The following is a 17,171-nucleotide window of genomic DNA, read 5'->3' on the forward strand; positions in this document are numbered from 1 at the left end:
AATCGTCACAATTGACTTTACCGGTATCGGGCTTCACGGGCGGAAGGCGCGGAGGGTGGCGGTGACCAGGGCGTCGGCGAAGGCGTCGTCCAGTGGGCCGGAGCGCAGCAGCCAGCGTTGGGCCAGTGGCGCGTACAGCAGGTCGATGACGAGGTCGAGGTCGGCGTCGGGGGACAGTTGGCCGGCCTCCTGCGCGCCGCGCAGCCGTCGGCGCTTCGCCTCGCGCATCGGCCGTTCCATCTTCTCCCGGTAGGCGGCGGCGAGGTCGGGGTCGTTGATGATCTCCGTGTTCAGCGCCCGGATCGGGGCCTCGAACCCGGGATCGGAGAACTCGGCCGCCGTCGCGCGCAGGACTGCTTTGAGGTCGCGCTCGACGTCCCCGGTGTCGGGCAGTTCGATGCCGCCGTCCGGCCGTTCGCTCAACGCCAGCAGGGAGTCGAAGACGACCGCGCCCTTCGACGGCCACCAGCGGTAGATCGTCTGCTTGCCGACGCCCGCGCGGGCGGCGATGGCCTCGATCGTCAACTTGGCGTACCCGAGGTCGCCGATGAGCTCGCGCGTCGCGGTGAGGATCGCCAGTCGGGACCGCTCGCTGCGACGGGTGCTGTTCGGCGTGGTGCTGGTGGCCATGGCGGCACTGTACCGGGAACGAGACGGTCCGTCTTGACTTCTGTCCCGGCGTCTGCCAGGGTTCCGTACATCGAGACGGAACGTATCGTCTCACAACTGCGGGGAGACGCCATGACGCGCGAACACACTCGTACCTGGTTCATCACGGGCGCCTCGCGCGGTCTGGGGCGTGCGTTCACCGAGGCCGCGCTCGCGGCGGGCGATCAGGTCGTCGGCGTCGCCCGCGACGTCACGCCGTTGGACGACCTCGTCACCGGCTCCGGGGGCAGGCTGGTCGCCTTCCCGCTGGACGTGTCCGATCGGCAGGCGGTCGTCGGCGGGGTGCGGCGGGCGTTCGCCGCGTTCGGCCGGCTGGACGTCGTGGTCAACAACGCCGGTGGTGCGCTGCTCGGCATGGTCGAGGAGGTCACCGAGGAGCAGGCCCGCGCCCACCTCGACACCAACTTCTTCGGCGCGCTCTGGGTGAACCAGGCGGTCGTCCCGCTCCTGCGGTCGCAGGGCTCGGGCCACATCGTCCAGGTCTCGTCGATGGGCTCCGCCGGGGGCTTCGCGGCGACCGGCCTGTACAGCGCGGGCAAGGCCGCGCTCGACGCGATGAGCGAAGCGCTGGCGATGGAGGTCGAGCGCTTCGGGGTCAAGGTGACCATCCTGCAGCCCGGCGGCTACCGGACGGACCTGTTCACCCACGGCCTCACCATGACCGAGGAGGACTCCGCCTACGCGCCGCTGCGCACGTGGCTGAACGAGCTGTGGGGCGAGTCCGAGGACTTCGACCCGGGACTGGCCGCATCGGTCCTCATGCAGGTGGTGGACCTGCCCGAGCCGCCGAAGCGGCTGGTCCTGGGAGGTGCGGCCTACGGCATGGTCGAGGAGATGGCGCGGGCGCGCGCGGCCGAGCTCGCCAGGTGGGAGCACCTCAGCCGGCAGGCGGGCTGAAGCACGTCGGTCCGCCCGCCGCCGTCGGGCGGCGGGCGGACCCACGGGATCAGGACGCGGTGCAGGTGAGGGTCGGCGTCCCCGCGGTGCCGGAGGCGACGAACCCGAAGGTGGCGCTCGCGCCCGCGCCCACCGAGCCGTTGTAGGCGGCGTTGCGGGCGGTGACCGAGGACCCGCTGGTGGTCACGACGGCGCTCCACGAGGAGTTGATCCGCTCACCGTTGGTGAACGTCCAGCTGACCGTCCAGCCGGAGATCGCCGTCGCGCCGGCGGTCACGCGCGCCTCGACCTGGAAGCCGCCGGACCACTGCGAGGTCACCCGGAAGGTGGCCGAGCAGCCCGCCGAGGGGTTCCCCGTGGTGGTGGTGGTGGTGGTCGTGGTCGTGGTGCTGGTCGGGGTGGTGGTGGTCGTGGTGCCACCGTCGGTGAAGTTCACGTCGCTGCACGCGTAGTAGCTCTGGTCCAGGTGGCTGGCCTGCCACACCGTGAACAGGACGTGGTGGCCGCTGCGGCCGGGCGCGTTGACCTCGACGGGCGTCCGGTTGCCGGTGGGGATCCTGCCGGTCTGGCCGACCAGTTCCAGGTCGCTCCACTTCACGGCCTGGGTCTTGGGGTCGAAGCCCTGCTTGGTGGCGTAGACGCGGATGTAGTCGGCGCCGTGCGAGGACGTGTCGTTCAGGTTGAGGGTGAACCGGCTGGGCTTGCTCGGGGCGACCCACGCGCCGATCTTGTCCATCGCGGCGTAGCGGCCGTTGAAGGTCAGGCCGCCGCTGCACAGCTGCCCGTCGGGGATGGCGCCCTGGTGGTTGCCGGCGACGCCCTCCCGGAACAGGCCGTTCCAGTTGTACATCGCGGACGGGTCGGCCTGCCAAGCCTGGTAGCACATGGGGTCTTCGGTGGCCATCTGCTGCGACGGGCCGTTGGGCCAGCGGTGGTAGCAGCCGTAGTGGCGCGACGGCGGGTCGCTGACCGCGCCGTGCGCGGCGGCGTTGCCCGCGCCGAAGGTGACCAGCACGGTCGCCAGCAGCGTCAGGCAGGCGCCGAGGATCGCGGACGCCCGCCAGACGGCCGTCTTGCCGCGGGCCGGCACGACCTCCGTCGGGGTTCCCGGCGCCCGGCGGCGCCGGGCGGGGACGTCTTGGGAGAAGCGAAGCATGTGTACCGCCAAATCTTCGTTGATCGACGACGCGGACGTGCGCGGGTGCCTCCGCTTGCACCTGGGAGCGCTCCCAGAGCGGTGTTAGTGTCAGGTCGTGCCACTTGGTCGGCATCCGCCATTCGGGTTACGAGTTCGCAAAGCGGCCAGGTGGACCTGGGGGTGGGAGGCGAACCGGCCGTCTCGGGGGAGACCGTTCGGGGCCTTGCGCAACGTTGCGCAACGTGCAAGGCCACCCCTGGCGGTGCCCCGCCGGTGGTCTCCGCCGGGAGAATTCGAGGCGTCGAAGGGGGATCAGGGTGCCGCGCACGGAACGTCCGCTGGTCGAAGAGGACACCCCGGTGCTGAAGTTCGCCGGTGACCTGCGGCGGCTGCGCCGCGTCGCCGGGCTGCCGTCCTACCGCGAGCTGGGCCGCCAGGCGAACTACTCGCCCGCCGCGCTGTCCGAGGCGGTCGCGGGACGGAGGCTGCCCAGCCTCGCGGTCACCAGGGCGTTCGTCCGCGCCTGCGGGGGCGACGTCGAGGAGTGGACGGCCCGCTGGCGCGAGCTGGCCGCCGAGGGCCAGGACGACGGCGACGTGCCCTACGTCGGGCTGGCCGCCTACCAGGTCGCCGACGCCGACCGGTTCTTCGGTCGCGAGGCCGAGGTGGGCCGACTGCTGGCGCTGGTGCGGGAACGGCCCTTCGTGGGGGTGTTCGGCGCGTCCGGCGCGGGCAAGTCGTCGTTGCTGCGCGCGGGACTGGCCGCCCAGTGGGGGGCGCACCTGGTCATCACGCCCGGATCGGACCCGATCACCGAGTTGGCCGCGGCCCTCGCCGACGACCGGTCCGCGGTCGAGGTGCGCGCCGAGCTCGCCGCCGACCCCGAGCACCTGCGCGTCCTGCTGCGCCGGGCCGCCGACGACCTGCTGCTCGTGGTCGACCAGTTCGAAGAGGTCTTCACCCTCTGCCAGGAGGCCGACCGCCGTTGGCTGGTGCGCGCGCTCACCCACGCCGCGGGCGCCGCCCACGTCGTCATCGGCGTGCGCGCCGACTTCTACGGCCACTGCGCCCGCCACCCCGAGCTGCTCGACGCGCTGCACCGCTCGCAGTCGCTCGTCGGCCCGATGAACGCCGAGCAGTTCCGCCGCGCGGTCGTCGAACCCGCCGCCCGCCGCGGAGCCTCGCTGGAGAACGCCTTGGTGGCGCGGCTGATCGCGGACGTCGCCGCCCAGTCGGGCGCGCTGCCGCTGGCCTCGCACGTGCTGGTCGAGACGTGGCGGCGGCGCCGTGGCGCGGTGCTCACCCTCGCGGGCTACGAGGACGCGGGCGGCGTCGAACACGCCCTGGCCCGCACCGCCGAACAGGTCTACGACGCGTTACCCGGGCCGGACCGGGAGGCGGCGCGGCAGGTGTTCCAACGCCTGGTCGCACCCGGTGACGGCACCGAGGACACCCGCCGCCGCGTCGCCCGGGCCGAACTCGAGGCGGGCGACGCGCTGCTCGACCGGCTCGCCGCGGCCCGGCTGATCACCCTCGACCGCGACACCGTCGAGCTGACCCATGAAGCGCTGCTGCGCGCGTGGCCGCGGCTCGTCGGCTGGCTGGACGAGGACCGCGAGGCGCTGCGCGCCCACCGCAGGCTCACCGGCGCCGCCGACGACTGGCGCGCGCACGACCGCGACCCGGACGCGCTCTACCGCGGCGTCCACCTCGAACAGGCACGCCGCCTGGCGTCCCGCCTCAACGCCGCCGAGCGGGAGTTCGTCGACGCGGGCCTGGCCGCCGAACGCGACCGCGAGGCGCTGCGCAGACGGGGCGTGCGCAGGCTGCGGCGGCTCGTCGCCTGCCTCGCCGCGCTCGTCCTGCTGCTCACCGCCACCGCCGTCTACGCGGTCACCGCCCAACAGGCCGCCACCCGCGAACGCAACCAGACGCTGTCGTTGCGCGCCGCCGACACCGCCCTGGACCTGCTGGCCCGCCCGCGCGAAGCGGCGGCGCTCGCCCTGGCCGCCTATCGCGTCACCCCCACCACCCAGGCCCGCGACGCGCTCCTGCTCGCCCGCGCGGCGGGCACCGCTACCACCCTGGGCAGCGGTTACGTGCGCGTGCCCGGCCGCATCGCGGTGACCCGGGAGTACGGCCCCGAACCCGGGGTCCCGGGCGCACTCCGGCTCTGGGCCGGCCCGGAACAGCAGCAGGCCGGTCGGTTGCCACAACCGCCCACCGGCTTCCTGTACCAGATCAGCGCCGACGAGCGCACCGCGCTCGTGGTGGTCGACACCGACGAGTTCCAGCTGTGGGACCTGAGCGACCCCGCCGCGCCGCGCATCGCCAGCACCATGACCGACTGGCCGTTCCCCCTCGGCATCGACGCGACGGGCACCCTCCTGACCGGCGTCGAGGACGGCGGCGCGGTCCACTGGCGCCCCGGCGACACCACCCGCACCCGCCTGCCCGTCGACGACGTCGAGTACGCCATGCCGCTGGACGACGGCACCGGCGTGGTCCTGGCCCGCCACGACGGCGACCGGCGGCAGGTGGAGGTGTGGTCGCTGGACGGAAGGGTCACGCCGGTGTTCAGCCGCGACGCGCGGCTGTCGCTCGTGACGGGTCCGGGAGCCCTGCTCGCCGTCTCCGACCGGGACGACGCGCGCCTCACCGTGCTCGACGGGTCCAGGACGCTGCTGGAGGCGGACGGGATCCCGGAAGCGGCTGTGGTCGAGTTCTCCCGCGACGGCGAGGTCGTCACGGCGGTGCACCGCGACTCGGTGTGGCTGTGGGACCTGAGCGGTCGGGAAACGCTGTCGCTGCGCGCGTCGGGGGTGGAGTTCGACGCGGTGCGCTACGAACGGGGCGAGCTGCTCATGGTGGAGAGCCACGGCGCGTTGTGGCGGCTCACGGTGGACGTCGACCAGGTGATCCGCGACGTGTGCCCCGAACTCGTCGACGTCGACTGGGCGGCGCACTTCCCGGGGGTGGCGCGACAACCGCTGTGCCCGTGACGGCGCCGGGCGGGTGGACGGTCACCCGCCCGGCGCGTCCGCGGACCGTCAGCCGAGCCGGTAGGCCCGGATCACGGTCTGGCTCAACTCGCCGCCCCGGCCGTCGGTGGCGTGCACGCGCAGCGAGGCGAACGTCCCCGGCTTCGCCCGGTTGCCCACCAGCGCCGCACGCCCCAGCACCGGGAGGCTCACCCAGCTCGCACCGTCGTCGTAGGACACCTCCACGCGGAAGTGGCGCAGCGGCGGGTTGTCCACGCCGCGCTGCTGGTCCACCACCAGCGGCACGATCAGCGGCCGGTACGCGGGCGCGCTGCCCGTGTGGTCCAGCTCCGGGGTGAACCGCACCACCGACATCGGCAGCCGCCGTTCGCGGTTGGTGGTGTCCGAGCGGAACGTCCAGTCGACCTCGATGCGCGTGCTGAAGTCCGAGACCTCCGGCGCGCGCGTCACCTCGGTCCGCGCCCGGAACACCGCGGGCCCCGGTGGCACCAAGAACACCCCGTGGCCGCTGCTGTCGTTCTCGCCCACCAGTTCCCCGTCGCGGTACAGCGCGGTCCGCGCGGCGGCGGTCCTGGAGTAGCCCTCGTTGCCCTCGCGGTCGCCGAACAGCGACAGGGAGATCGCCACCTCGTTCCCGGTGCGCACCAGGTTCGGGTAGTCGCCGGAGTACATCACCGGACCGATGACGGGCGCGCCGAACGACCGGTCGTAGGTCCGGCCCGCGCCGTACCGCTCCTGTTTCGCGGTCATCAGAGCTCCTTCGTCGACGTACAGCGTCTGCCAGACGACATCCGGTGTCGTGTAGCGCGTGAAGACGGGCGAGGAAGCCACGTCCGTGAACAAGGCCGGACCGATCGCACCGGACGGCGCGACCACGTAGCCGCCCAACTCCCGGTACCCGCCCGTGCTCTTCGGGGCGAACGCGGTGCGCACCTTCGCCAGGTCCGACTCGCGTGGCCGGCGCACGAACCCGTCGGGCACCCGGCCGTGCTCGACCCACTCCAGCCAGTAGGCCGCCGACGGGCTCGCGGACTGCGCGGAGAAGAAGACGTCCAGCTCGTCGGCGGGCAGCGACGGCCCGGCGTGACCGATCCGCGTCCCCGCCCGGAAACCGCCGGGGTGGTACACCCCCACGCTCACGGCGTGCTCGCCGAGCCGGCGCTCGACCACCATGTGGTGCTCGCTCGCCGTCGCGGCCGGATCGGGCGCGACGACCTCCAGCGGTCCCGCCGCACGGGCGTCGAGGACCACGTGCGCCGCTCCCTCGACCCGGAGGTCCGGCCGCGTGACGATCGTGTGCGGGCCCTCCTCCGGGCCCAGCAGCGTCTGCACCAGGTAGTCGCCCTTGGGCAGCCGCGCGGTGCCGTCCCGCACGTAGGTGTGCGCACCGGTGGCCATGTGCACCAGGAGCGTGAACGCCCTGCCGTCGGTCGCGCCGGGGTGGTCGAAGGTCACCGGGTAGCTCTCCGCCTCGCGGTTGAGGCCGACCGGTGTCCGCAGCACCTCCGTGCCGCCCGCGGTCGCCACCACCGTCCCCGAGTGCGCGCCGTCCGCGGACGCCTGCCGCGCGTCACCCGTGACGGCGACCTCGGCGGTGCCGCCCGCCGGGACGGTGACGCTCGTCGGGGACACCGAGAACACGCCGGGCCCGTTCGCCCGCACCGCCAGGTCCAGCGTGACCGGCTGCGCGCCGTCGTTGCGGTAGGCCAGGGGTTTCGTGGTGGGCCGGTCGTCGTCGTGCGGCCACTCGTGCCTGCCGAGGACGACCGACGTGGGTTGGCTGGTGATCGTCGTGGACAGCGCCGCGGCGATGTCCAGGCGGCCCGAGCCCTGGTCGTGCACGCCCAGCGCCGGGTTCGGCCGCGCCGAGGCGGTCAGCGCCGCCTTGAGCCGCGCGCCGTTCCAGTCCGGGTGCCGCTGGGCCAGCAGCGCCGCGGCGCCGGCGACGTGCGGCGAGGCCATCGACGTGCCGGACAGCGCCACGTGGTGCTCGCCGACGGGCGTGCCGAGGGCTCCGCCGGTGCTCGCCTTCGCCGCGACGACGTCCACGCCCGGCGCGGTGATGTCGGGCTTGACCGCGCCGTCCGCGACCCTCGGTCCCCGGCTGGAGAAGTCGGCCGGCGAGTCGTCGCGGTCCACCGCGCCGACGGTCAGCGCGGCGTCGGCGGTGCCCGGTGAGAGCAGGGTGCCCGGCGCGTCACCCGAGTTGCCCGCCGAGACGACGAACAGCGTGCCGTGGCTCGCCGACAGGGCGTCCACGGCGGCCTCGACCGGGTCGACGTCGTCGCTCGGCGGCAGGCCGAGGCTGATGTTCACCACGTCCGCGCCCTGCTCCGCGGCCCAGCGCATCCCCTCGATGATCGCCGACTCCGGGCAGAAGCCCTCGCGGTCGCACACCTTCGCGTCGAGCAGTCGCGCGTCCGGCGCGACTCCCCGGTACGGCGCGCGGTGGCCGAGGATCGTGGACGCGACGTGCGTGCCGTGGCCGAAGTGGTCGACGCCGTCCTGCTCGTGGCTGAAGTCGCGCCCGGCGACCTCCCGCCCGACCAGGTCGGGGTGATCGCCCTCCACGCCGGTGTCGACGACCGCGACGGTCACGCCCGCGCCGGTCAGCCCGGCCGCCCACGCCGCCGGCGCGCCGACCTGCGTGGTGCTGCGGTCCAGCAGCGGTCGGGCCATCCCGTCCAGCCACACCTTGCCGGGGCCCTCGGGCAGTTCGAGCCACCCGGTCGACTTCGGGACCTCGGCCGCCACCGCGTCGACGGCGGGCAGCGCGTCGGCCACCCGTGCGCCCGACGGCGGGCGGCTCCCGGAGACGATCACCGGCACGGTGTCGCGCCGCGCGTCGTCGTACCCGGCCTCGACCAGCCCGGTGACGTCGAACAGCCGCTGGTCCACCCGGCCCTCGGCCAGCGGTCGGGCCACGTCGGCCGGGACCACGCGCAGGCGGCCCGCGTGCCGGGTGACCTGGAACGAGACGTCCTGCCGGTGCGCGCCGGGGGTGACGGAGACGACCCGGTCGCCGTCGAGGACGACCCGGTCGCCGGTGACGAGGGTGACGGTCTTGCGGTCGTTCGGCGACGTCGTGCCCCGCGCGCCGCCGGGCGCGGTCGTGTCCGGTGGTGTGCTGTCGGGTGCGGCGTGGGCGGGCGCCGCCGTTCCCGCCAGTGCGGCGGCCAGCGCCAACGCCACTGCTCTTCGCGCCACGGGACCTCCCTGTCCGTAAGGGAGCCCGTGCCGCGGACGGTGGACGCGGCACGGGCTCCGTCATCGGTCCCGAGTGAAGCGGCGCGGAGGGTGTTCAGGTTCGCCCGGAGCAGGCTGAACAACGAGTTGTGAACACCGGCGGCGCGGTCGTGTCCGGCGGTGGGTCTAGGCCGGGCCGTCGGAGTCGGCGAAGTCGCGCAGGATCATCCCGATCAGCGCGTCGACGTCGGCGTCGACCATCGGCACGCCGGTCATGCCCATCCGGTGCAGCAGGGTCCCGACGACGACGTCGATGAAGAGCAGGACCCGGTCCTCCGGCTCGCCCAGCGCGTCCTGGAGCACGGCGAGGTACGGGGCCTGCAACCGCGTCGACAGGACTTCGCGCAGGGCCGGATCGCTGATGGCGTCCACGAACACGCCCGCGAACGCCGCGGCGAGCCCCGGCTCGCCGATCTTCGCCGCGGCCAACCGGACGGCCGAGGTCAGGATCTCGACCCGGTCGGCGCTCTCCGGCCGCAGCGGGCCGAACGCGTCGAGGATGCAGTCCACGATCAGCGCGCCCTTCGACTCCCACCGGCGGTAGAGCGTCGTCTTCGCGACCCCCGCCGCTGCCGCGATGCGGTCCATCGTCGCGCCCGCGTAGCCGAGCTCGTGGATGGTGCCCAGCGTCGCGGCGAAGACCACCGCGTCGATGCCGGCGCGCGGGCGGCCGGGCGGCCTGCCGGACGGGGTCGCTCGGGTCATGACCACACGATAGCCAATTGCGCTACGATCGGTATCGATACCATCGGTAGCGAAACTACGGTGGTCGAGGAGGAGACATGGACGACGTCACCGGCGCCGAACGCCCGTCGATGGGGATCCGGCTGCTGCACGCCCTGAGGAAGGAGCCGGACTGGTCGGCGATGACGGGGGAGGAGCTGATCGCCTTCCGCGACGCGGAGAACCGCAGGCGGGCGTCCCGCCTGGGCCGGGTGATCACCGGGCTGCCGGATCGCGGCGCCGGGATCCGGTGGCAGGAGGTGACGTTGCCCGACCGCGAGGTCCGGGTCCGGGTGTACCGGCCGTCGCCGGACCGCGGCGGGGGCGTCGACCTGCCGCTCGTGCTCCACGTGCACGGCGGCGGCTTCGTCGGCACGGCGGCGCAGAGCGACTGGGTGAACAGCCACCTCGCCGCACGGCTGCCCGCGGTCGTCGTCTCGGTCGAGCACCGGCTCCTCGCTCCGGGGACTCCGCTGCCGGCGGCCGTCGACGACGGTTGGGACGTGCTGCGGCACGTGGTGCGGCACGCCGGGCAGTGGGGAGTCGACCCGGCGCGGACCGCGGTCTTCGGGGAGAGCAACGGCGGGGTGATCGCCGCGCTGGCCGCGATCCGGGCCAGGGAGTCCGGGCTGCCGCTGCGGGCGCAGGTGTTGGTCAACCCCGCGCTCGACCTGACCGACGCGGCGTTCGACCACCCCTCGATGACCCGGCACGCGAACAGCCCGATGCTGACCACGACGTACGTGCGGCTGTACCGGCGATTGGCCGTTCCGCCGGGAACGGATGCCCGTGCGATGTCGCCGCTGCGCGCCGACGACCTGAGCGGGCTGGCCCCGGCGCTCGTGGTGGTGCCGACCGTCGACCCGCTGGCCGATCACGGCCGCCGCTACGCCGAACGGCTGCGCGAGTCGGGGACGCCCGCGCGGCTCACCGAACACCCCGGGGCGACGCACGGGTTCCTCAGCATGCCGGGCGTGGTGCGGCAGGCGAAGGCCGCGCGCGCGGAGGTTGCCGGGTTCCTCCGGGACCGCCTCGCGACGAGACCGGCGAAGGTGGGGGACCGATGACCGTCACGGGGGCGAGCGCGCGGTCCGCGGCGCCGGCCGTCGACCCGGCGGGACCGGGCCTGGCAGGGCTGCTGCGCCCCCACCGGTGGACCTTCGCCGCCGTCGTCGTGCTCCAGGTGGTCGGCGCGGTCGCGGGGCTGGCGCCGTTGCTGGCGGTGGTCGAACTGGGTCGTGCGCTGCTGTCGCCCGGTCCGGTGGACCACGGCCACGTGTGGTTCGTCGTGGTCGCGGGCGCGGTCGGCCTGGTGGTGCGGCTGCTGTTCACGTCCGCGTCGGCCGCGGTGGGGCACCTCCTCGACGGCCGGGCGCAGCTGTCGTTCCGACGGGCGTTGGCCGCACGGCTGGGGCGTGCGCCGATCGGCTGGTTCTCCGGCCGCCGGACCGGCGAGCTGGCGAAGGTCGTGGGGGAGGACGTGAGCGCGGTGCACCCGGTCATCGCCCACGCCCCCGGCGAGCTCGTCTCCGCGTTCGTGGTGCCGCTGGTGTCGTTGGCCTACCTGGTCACCGTCGACTGGCGGCTCACGCTGATCACGTTGATCCCGGTGGCGCTGGCGGTGGCGCTGGTCCCCCTGATGATGACGCCGGCCCGGCTGCGCGAGCAGGAGGAGTTCGACGGCGCCATGGGCCGGATCGCGAGCTCGGTGGTCGAGTTCGTGCGGGGCATCTCGGTGGTGAAGGCGTTCGGCGGTGGTGAGCGCGCCCATCGCCGGTTCCGCACGGCGGTGGACGATTTCGTCGGCGCCTTCAACCGGTGGGTGCACGGCATGGCCGGGGTCGCCGCCGGGATGCAGCTGGCGCTGTCGCCGCCGTTCGTGCTGCTGGTCGTGCTGATCGGCGGCGCGGCCCTGATCACGTCCGGTGGCCTGGCGCCGGCCGACCTGCTGCCGTTCGTGCTGCTCGGGCTCGGCCTGACGGCTCCGGTGGCGGCCCTCGGCCACGGCTTCGACGACCTCCAGGCCGCACGGCGCGCGCTCGACCGGATCCGGGACGTGCTGGCGGTGCGGTCGCTGCCGGAGCCCGCGCACCCGGTCGCGCCACGCGGGCACCGGGTGGAGCTGCGTGACGTGCGATTCGGCTACGAGCCGGGTCACGAGGTGTTGCGCGGGATCGACCTGGTGCTCGAACCGGGCACGACCACCGCGGTCGTCGGCCCCTCGGGCAGCGGGAAGTCCACGCTGGTCCAGCTGTTGCCGCGGTTCTTCGACCCGACCCGCGGCTCGGTCCTCCTCGGCGGTGTCGACCTGCGCGACCTCGGCAGCCGCGAGCTCTACCGGAGGGTCTCGTTCGTCTTCCAGTCCACGTCCCTGCTGCGCGCGTCGGTCGCGGACAACATCGCGCTGGCGGTGCCGCACGCCGATCGCGACGACGTGGTCCGCGCCGCCCGGCTGGCCGACGTCCACGACCGGATCCTCGAACTGCCGCGCGGGTACGAGTCGGTGATCGGCGAGGACGCCGGGCTGTCGGGCGGCGAGGCGCAGCGGATCTCGCTCGCCCGCGCGCTGCTCGCCGACGCGCCCGTGCTGGTGCTGGACGAGGCGACCGCCTTCGCCGACCCGCGGACCGAACAGGCGGTGCGCCGGGCGCTGGCGACGTCGGTGGGCGACCGGACGACCCTCGTGATCGCCCACCGCCTGGAGACGATCGCCGACGCCGACACCGTGGTGGTGCTGGAGGACGGGGTGATCGTGGAGCGCGGCGCACCCGCCGAACTGCTGGCGCGGAACGGGAAGTTCGCCGCGTTCTGGCAATCGCACCGAGCGGCGACGGACGACGAGACCCCCGCCCGACGAGGAGGCGAACCCCGATGATCCGGATGCTGCTGCGGGTGCTGGGGAACGAGTACGCCCGGCCGGTGCGCCGCACCGTGACCCTGATGACGATCACCGCGATAGCCGAAGGCCTGTCCTACGCGCTGCTGGTCCCCGTGCTGCGGGCACTGCTCGGGAACACGCCCGGAGACGTGTGGCCGTCGCTGATCGCGTTCGGCGCCGCCGTCGCGGTCTACGCGGTGCTGCGCTACCGCAGCGACCTGTCCGGGTTCCGCGCCGGGACCACGTTGCTGCGCGGCATGTACCACCGGCTCGGCGACCACCTGGCCCGCCTGCCCGTCGGCTGGTACGACGGTGGCCGGGTCGGGGAGCTGTCCGTCCTGGCCGGCACCGGGGTGCTGCAGGCCATGGGCGTGATCGCGCACCTGCTGGCGCCGTTCGTCTCCGCCGCCGTGACCCCGCTGACGATCGTGGTCGTGATGCTCGGCTTCGACTGGCGGTTGGGGCTGGCCGCGCTGGTGGCGGCACCGGTCGTGGCGGCGGTCCAGTCCTGGACGGGACGCTCGGCGGCCACCGCCGACGCCGAGCGCGCCGAACGCGACCACGAGGCCGCCGGGAGGGTCATCGAGTACCTCCAGGCGCAGCCGGTGCTGCGGGCCGGCGGCCGGACCGGCGAGCGCTTCCGGTCGCTGGACGACTCGCTGCGGGACGTCCAGCGCGCGTCACGCCGCTCCGTGCGGTCGGCGTTGCCCGGCGCGGTGGGCCTGGCGCTGGTGGTGCAGGCGATGTTCACCGTGGTGCTCGTCCTGGGCGCGCACCTCGCGCTCGGCGGGCACATCGGCGCGGCCGAGGTCGTGGCGATCCTGGTGCTGGCCGCCCGGTGCGCGGACCCGCTGCTGTCGCTGTCGGACATCGGCGGCAAGCTGCGCGGCGCGCGTTTCGAGCTGGCGCGGCTCGACGCGGTGTTGCGCGCCGAGCCGCTGCCGCGACCACGTGAGCCGGTCCGGCCGCGCCACCACGGGCTGGAACTGGACGCCGTCACCTTCCGGCACGGTGACCGCACGGTGGTCGACGACGTGTCGTTGACCGTGCCGGAGGGGCAGCGGCTCGCCGTGGTCGGCCCGTCGGGCGCGGGCAAGAGCACGGTGCTCCAGCTGCTCGCGCGGTTCTACGACGTGGACGCGGGCGCGGTGCGCGTGGGTGGGGTGGACGTGCGCGCCATCGACACCGAGGAGCTGATGGCGCGGATCGCGTTCGTGTTCCAGGACGTCTACCTCTTCGACGGCACGATCGAGGAGAACGTGCGCCTCGGCCGTCCCGACGCGAGCGCCGCCGAGGTGCGGGAGGCAGCGTCGGCGGCCCGGTTGGACGAGGTGGTCGAGCGGCTGCCCGGCGGTTGGGCGACGAACGTCGGCGAGGGCGGCGCGCGGCTCTCGGGCGGTGAGCGCCAGCGCGTCTCGATCGCGCGGGCGCTGCTGAAGGACGCGCCGATCGTGCTGCTGGACGAGGTGACCTCCGCCCTCGACCCGGTGAACGAGGCGGCCGTCCACGACGGTGTCGAGCGCCTGATGGCGGGCCGGACGGTGGTGATGGTGGCGCACCGGATGCGGACCGTCCGACGTGCCGACCGGATCGCCTTCCTGGACGGCGGCCGGATCGTCGAGGAAGGCTCCCACGAGGAGCTGCTGCGCCTCGGTGGCCGCTACGCCGAGTTCTGGCGGCTGTCACAGCCGACGCCGGTCTCGTGAGCCGTCCGGTCAGGCCGGGGGCGGCGCGGTGCTGGAGCGGACCACCAGGCGGGTCGGGACCAGCGTGGTGCCGGGCTTGGTGCGGCGGTGGTGCACCTGGCGCAGGACGCGTTCGACGCAGCGGCGGCCGACCTCGGTGAAGTCCTGGTGCACGGTGGTCAGCGGCGGGATGAAGGAGGTGGTGTCGGGGATGTCGTCGAAACCGACGACGCTGATGTCGCGCGGCACCACCTTCCCCTTCTCGTGGAACGCGCGCAGCAGGCCCAGCGCCATCTGGTCGTTCGCCGCGAACACCGCCGTGCAGCCGGGCTCGTCGGCGAGCGCCAGCCCCGCGCGGTAGCCGGAGCCGGCCGACCAGTCGCCGCGCGACATCGCGGGCACGGGCAGGCCGGCTTCGGTCAGGGTCGCGCGCCACGCCTCGGCCCGGCGTTCGGCGGCGTAGGAGTCCTCGGGGCCGGCGACGTGCCAGACGGTGTGGTGGCCCAGTTCGAGCAGGTGGCGCACCGCCTGGCGGGTGCCGTCGGCCTGGTCGGTGTCCACGACGGTGTAGCGGTCGCCGCCGTTGGAGTCGACGATCACGGCCGGGATGCCGAGCGGGAGCGTCATCGTGGCCGCGTCGAGGAGGTGCACCTCCATGATCACGATGACCGCGTCGACGGCCAGCTCGCCCAGCCGGGTGAACGCGCCGAGCACGCCGTCCTGGGTGGGCACCGCCACGGGGATCAACGTGATGGCGTAACCCTCGTGCGCGGCGTGGTCCACTATGGCCTCCAGGGTGCGGCTGTTGCCGACCGTGGAGAGGGTGAAGAGGATGACGCCGATGGTGCGGAACTCGCCGTACTTGAGCGCGCGGGCCGCGCTGTTGGGCCGGTAGCCGAGGCGCCGCATGGCGTCCAACACCTGCTCGCGCGTGGAGCCGACGACGCTGGGGTGCCCGTTGGACACCCGCGACACCGTCTGCGCCGACACACCGGCCAGCCGGGCGACGTCGGCCATCGACACCCGGCGGGCGGGCGCGCGCCGCACGGCGGGCTGCCCGGACGCGGATTCCCCTGTCACGTCTGGGCTCCTCTCCGGCGGCAGCGTCGACGCCGTGTGGCGCGTCGCCACTATAGCCGGTGCCCGGTGCGGATTGTTTGCGCAAACATCGATCACGCTTCGGTGTGGCCGAGGAGCGGTTCCGGCACGAACCGGGCCGTGGGATCGGTCAGGGCGGCGAGTTCGAGGACGGCCAGCTCGTTGCCCTCGGCGCGCAGCACCGGGCCGGGCACGTACAGGGTGCGCTGCGGGCCGCGCGACCAGTACCGGCCGAGGCAGAACCCGTTGACCCACACCACGCCCCGGCCCCAACCGCCGGTGTCCAGGTGGAGGTCGGTGGGCCGGTCGAGGTCGAACCGGGCGCGCAGGAACACCGGACCCGGCACCGCTCCGGGCACGGGTCTGCGCTCGTCCCCGTCCGGCCACGCCGCCGGTGGCGCGTCGAGGGCGAGCGGGAGCACGTTCCAGCCGGTCAGGGGACGGCCGTCCAGGGTCGCGCCGCCGACGAGGCCCTTGGGTTCCCCGATGCGCGGCCCGTAGTTGACCCGCCCGTGGTCCTCGACCAGGACCGCCAACTCGCCTGCCGCGCGCGGCAGGCCGAGGGCGCGTTGGTGGTGCTCGCGCAGCAGGGCGCCGACCGGTCGGCCGTCCAGGAACACCGAGGCGTGGTCGCGCACCTCGCCGAAGCACAGCACGGCGGGGTCCGAGGCGTCGACCCGCGTGGTCGCCAGCGCCAGCCGCGGCGCGCCGTCCAGGTCGTCGAGGGCGGGCACGGTGTCGTGGCGCTGCCAGGCGGTCGACCGCCGGGCCAGGTCGAGCAGGGCAACGGGATCGGTCAACGCCACCGTGAGCCGCGGTGTCGGTCGCGCGGCGGGCGGCGGCTCGTCGGGCACGTCGTGGTGGCGGGCGATGACCTCGCGGAACGCGTGGTACTTGGCGGTGGGGTTGCCGGCTTCGTCCAGCGGTGCGTCGTAGTCGTAGGAGGTGATGGTCGGCTGGTAGACGCCCTTGTCGTTGGCGCCGCTGGTGAAGCCGAAGTTGGTGCCGCCGTGGAACATGTAGACGTTGACCGAGGCTCCGGCGGAGAGCAGCGCGTCGAGTTCGGCGGCGCTGTCCGCGGCGGGGGTGGTGTGGTGGTGGCTGCCCCAGTGGTCGAACCAGCCGTTCCAGAACTCGGCGCACATCAGCGGACCGGTCGGCTGGTGGCGGCGCAGCGCGGCCAGCCGCTCGACCGCCCGTGAGCCGAAGGACGCGGTCCGGTGCAAGCCCTCCAGGCTGCCCGCCGCCAGCATCTCGTCGGTCGGCTGGTCGATGGTGGTCAGCGGCACGGTGATGCCGGCGTCGCGGGTGTGCTCCGCCAAGGTCTTGAGGTAGGTCCTGTCGTCGCCGAAGGCGCCGTACTCGTTCTCGATCTGCACGAGGATGACGGGGCCGCCGTGCTGGACCTGGAGCGGGGCGACGACGTCGTAGACGCGGTCGAGGTAGGTCTTGACGGCCGCCAGGTAACGGGGTTCGGCGCGGCGGACCCCCACCTCGGGGTCGCGGAACAGCCAGGCGGGCAGGCCGCCGTTGTCCCACTCGGCGCAGATGTAGGGACCCGGGCGGACGATCGCGTGCATGCCGGCGTCGGCGACCAGGCGCAGGAAACGCCCGAGGTCGAGCCCGCCGGTGAGGTCGAAGGTGTCCGGTGCGGGCGCGTGCGCGTTCCAGGCGACGTAGGTCTCGATGGTGTTCAAACCCATGCGCCGGGCCTTGTCGATGCGGTCGGCCCACTGGTCGGGGTGCACGCGGAAGTAGTGCAGGGCCCCGGACAGGATGCGGAACGGCCTGCCGTCGAGCAGGAAGTCGCGCTCGCCGATGCTGAAGTCGGGCAC

At 73.9% G+C, this 17,171-nt stretch carries 11 protein-coding genes; 5 read left to right on the plus strand and 6 right to left on the minus strand.

Going from position 1 to position 17,171, the window contains the following annotated elements:
* Positions 1-33 precede the first annotated feature (33 nt).
* Positions 34-630, minus strand: a complete 597-nt coding sequence (locus tag AB0H12_RS28940) for a TetR/AcrR family transcriptional regulator (RefSeq protein ID WP_499627029.1) — start codon at positions 628-630, stop codon at positions 34-36.
* A 111-nt stretch (positions 631-741) separates the two neighbouring features.
* On the opposite strand from AB0H12_RS28940, the gene AB0H12_RS28945 reads away from it, so the two are divergent.
* On the plus strand, positions 742-1,566 hold the full coding sequence (locus AB0H12_RS28945) for an SDR family NAD(P)-dependent oxidoreductase (protein WP_499627031.1): 825 nt from the start codon (positions 742-744) through the stop codon (positions 1,564-1,566).
* Positions 1,567-1,615: 49 nt separating this feature from the next.
* Here AB0H12_RS28945 and AB0H12_RS28950 read toward each other — a convergent pair whose 3' ends face one another.
* Entirely contained in the window at positions 1,616-2,722 is a 1,107-nt protein-coding gene (locus tag AB0H12_RS28950; RefSeq protein ID WP_499627033.1) for a lytic polysaccharide monooxygenase auxiliary activity family 9 protein, read from the minus strand.
* A 299-nt stretch (positions 2,723-3,021) separates the two neighbouring features.
* Here AB0H12_RS28950 and AB0H12_RS28955 point away from each other — a divergent pair, with 299 nt between their 5' ends.
* Positions 3,022-5,706, plus strand: a complete 2,685-nt coding sequence (locus AB0H12_RS28955) for an nSTAND1 domain-containing NTPase (protein ID WP_499627035.1) — start codon at positions 3,022-3,024, stop codon at positions 5,704-5,706.
* A gap of 48 nt (positions 5,707-5,754) precedes the next feature.
* Here the strand turns inward: AB0H12_RS28955 and AB0H12_RS28960 are convergent, their stop codons facing one another.
* Both AB0H12_RS28960 and AB0H12_RS28965 read right to left on the minus strand, forming a co-directional pair.
* The gene (locus tag AB0H12_RS28960) at positions 5,755-8,913 is read right to left on the minus strand and encodes a S8 family serine peptidase (RefSeq protein ID WP_499627037.1); all 3,159 of its coding nucleotides are present in this window, start codon (positions 8,911-8,913) and stop codon (positions 5,755-5,757) included.
* 165 nt (positions 8,914-9,078) lie between these two features.
* Positions 9,079-9,657 (minus strand): TetR/AcrR family transcriptional regulator, encoded by a 579-nt coding sequence (locus AB0H12_RS28965; protein WP_499627039.1) that lies wholly within the window; start codon positions 9,655-9,657, stop codon positions 9,079-9,081.
* Between the two features lie 77 nt (positions 9,658-9,734).
* Between AB0H12_RS28965 and AB0H12_RS28970 the strand changes: the two genes are divergently transcribed.
* Genes AB0H12_RS28970 through AB0H12_RS28980 form a run of 3 tightly spaced genes read left to right on the plus strand, consistent with a single transcriptional unit; the run spans position 9,735 to position 14,259 of the window.
* On the plus strand, positions 9,735-10,742 hold the full coding sequence (locus AB0H12_RS28970) for an alpha/beta hydrolase (RefSeq protein ID WP_499627040.1): 1,008 nt from the start codon (positions 9,735-9,737) through the stop codon (positions 10,740-10,742).
* The gene (locus AB0H12_RS28975; RefSeq protein WP_499627042.1) at positions 10,739-12,550 is read left to right on the plus strand and encodes an ABC transporter ATP-binding protein; all 1,812 of its coding nucleotides are present in this window, start codon (positions 10,739-10,741) and stop codon (positions 12,548-12,550) included. Before AB0H12_RS28970 ends, AB0H12_RS28975 begins: the two co-directional genes overlap by 4 nt.
* The gene (locus AB0H12_RS28980) at positions 12,547-14,259 is read left to right on the plus strand and encodes an ABC transporter ATP-binding protein (RefSeq protein WP_499627044.1); all 1,713 of its coding nucleotides are present in this window, start codon (positions 12,547-12,549) and stop codon (positions 14,257-14,259) included. The genes AB0H12_RS28975 and AB0H12_RS28980 overlap by 4 nt, the downstream gene beginning before the upstream one ends.
* A gap of 9 nt (positions 14,260-14,268) precedes the next feature.
* Here AB0H12_RS28980 and AB0H12_RS28985 read toward each other — a convergent pair whose 3' ends face one another.
* A complete protein-coding gene (locus tag AB0H12_RS28985; RefSeq protein WP_499627046.1) occupies positions 14,269-15,318 on the minus strand; it encodes a LacI family DNA-binding transcriptional regulator in 1,050 nt (349 codons plus the stop codon).
* A 92-nt stretch (positions 15,319-15,410) separates the two neighbouring features.
* Complete coding sequence (locus tag AB0H12_RS28990; protein ID WP_499627047.1) at positions 15,411-17,171, minus strand: glycoside hydrolase family 35 protein; 1,761 nt, start codon at positions 17,169-17,171, stop codon at positions 15,411-15,413.

Source organism: Actinosynnema sp. NPDC023794 (assembly GCF_040639675.1).
Taxonomy (GTDB): Bacteria; Actinomycetota; Actinomycetes; order Mycobacteriales; family Pseudonocardiaceae; genus Actinosynnema; species Actinosynnema luteola.

Excerpts from the sequence above, each read along its gene's own strand:
- AB0H12_RS28970 (WP_499627040.1), top strand. The coding sequence starts at position 9,735 with ATGGACGACGTCACCGGCGCCGAACGCCCGTCGATGGGGATCCGGCTG.
- AB0H12_RS28975 (WP_499627042.1), top strand. The coding sequence starts at position 10,739 with ATGACCGTCACGGGGGCGAGCGCGCGGTCCGCGGCGCCGGCCGTCGAC.
- AB0H12_RS28980 (WP_499627044.1), top strand. The coding sequence starts at position 12,547 with ATGATCCGGATGCTGCTGCGGGTGCTGGGGAACGAGTACGCCCGGCCG.
- AB0H12_RS28940 (WP_499627029.1), bottom strand. The coding sequence starts at position 630 with ATGGCCACCAGCACCACGCCGAACAGCACCCGTCGCAGCGAGCGGTCC.
- AB0H12_RS28965 (WP_499627039.1), bottom strand. The coding sequence starts at position 9,657 with ATGACCCGAGCGACCCCGTCCGGCAGGCCGCCCGGCCGCCCGCGCGCC.
- AB0H12_RS28945 (WP_499627031.1), top strand. The coding sequence starts at position 742 with ATGACGCGCGAACACACTCGTACCTGGTTCATCACGGGCGCCTCGCGC.
- AB0H12_RS28950 (WP_499627033.1), bottom strand. The coding sequence starts at position 2,722 with ATGCTTCGCTTCTCCCAAGACGTCCCCGCCCGGCGCCGCCGGGCGCCG.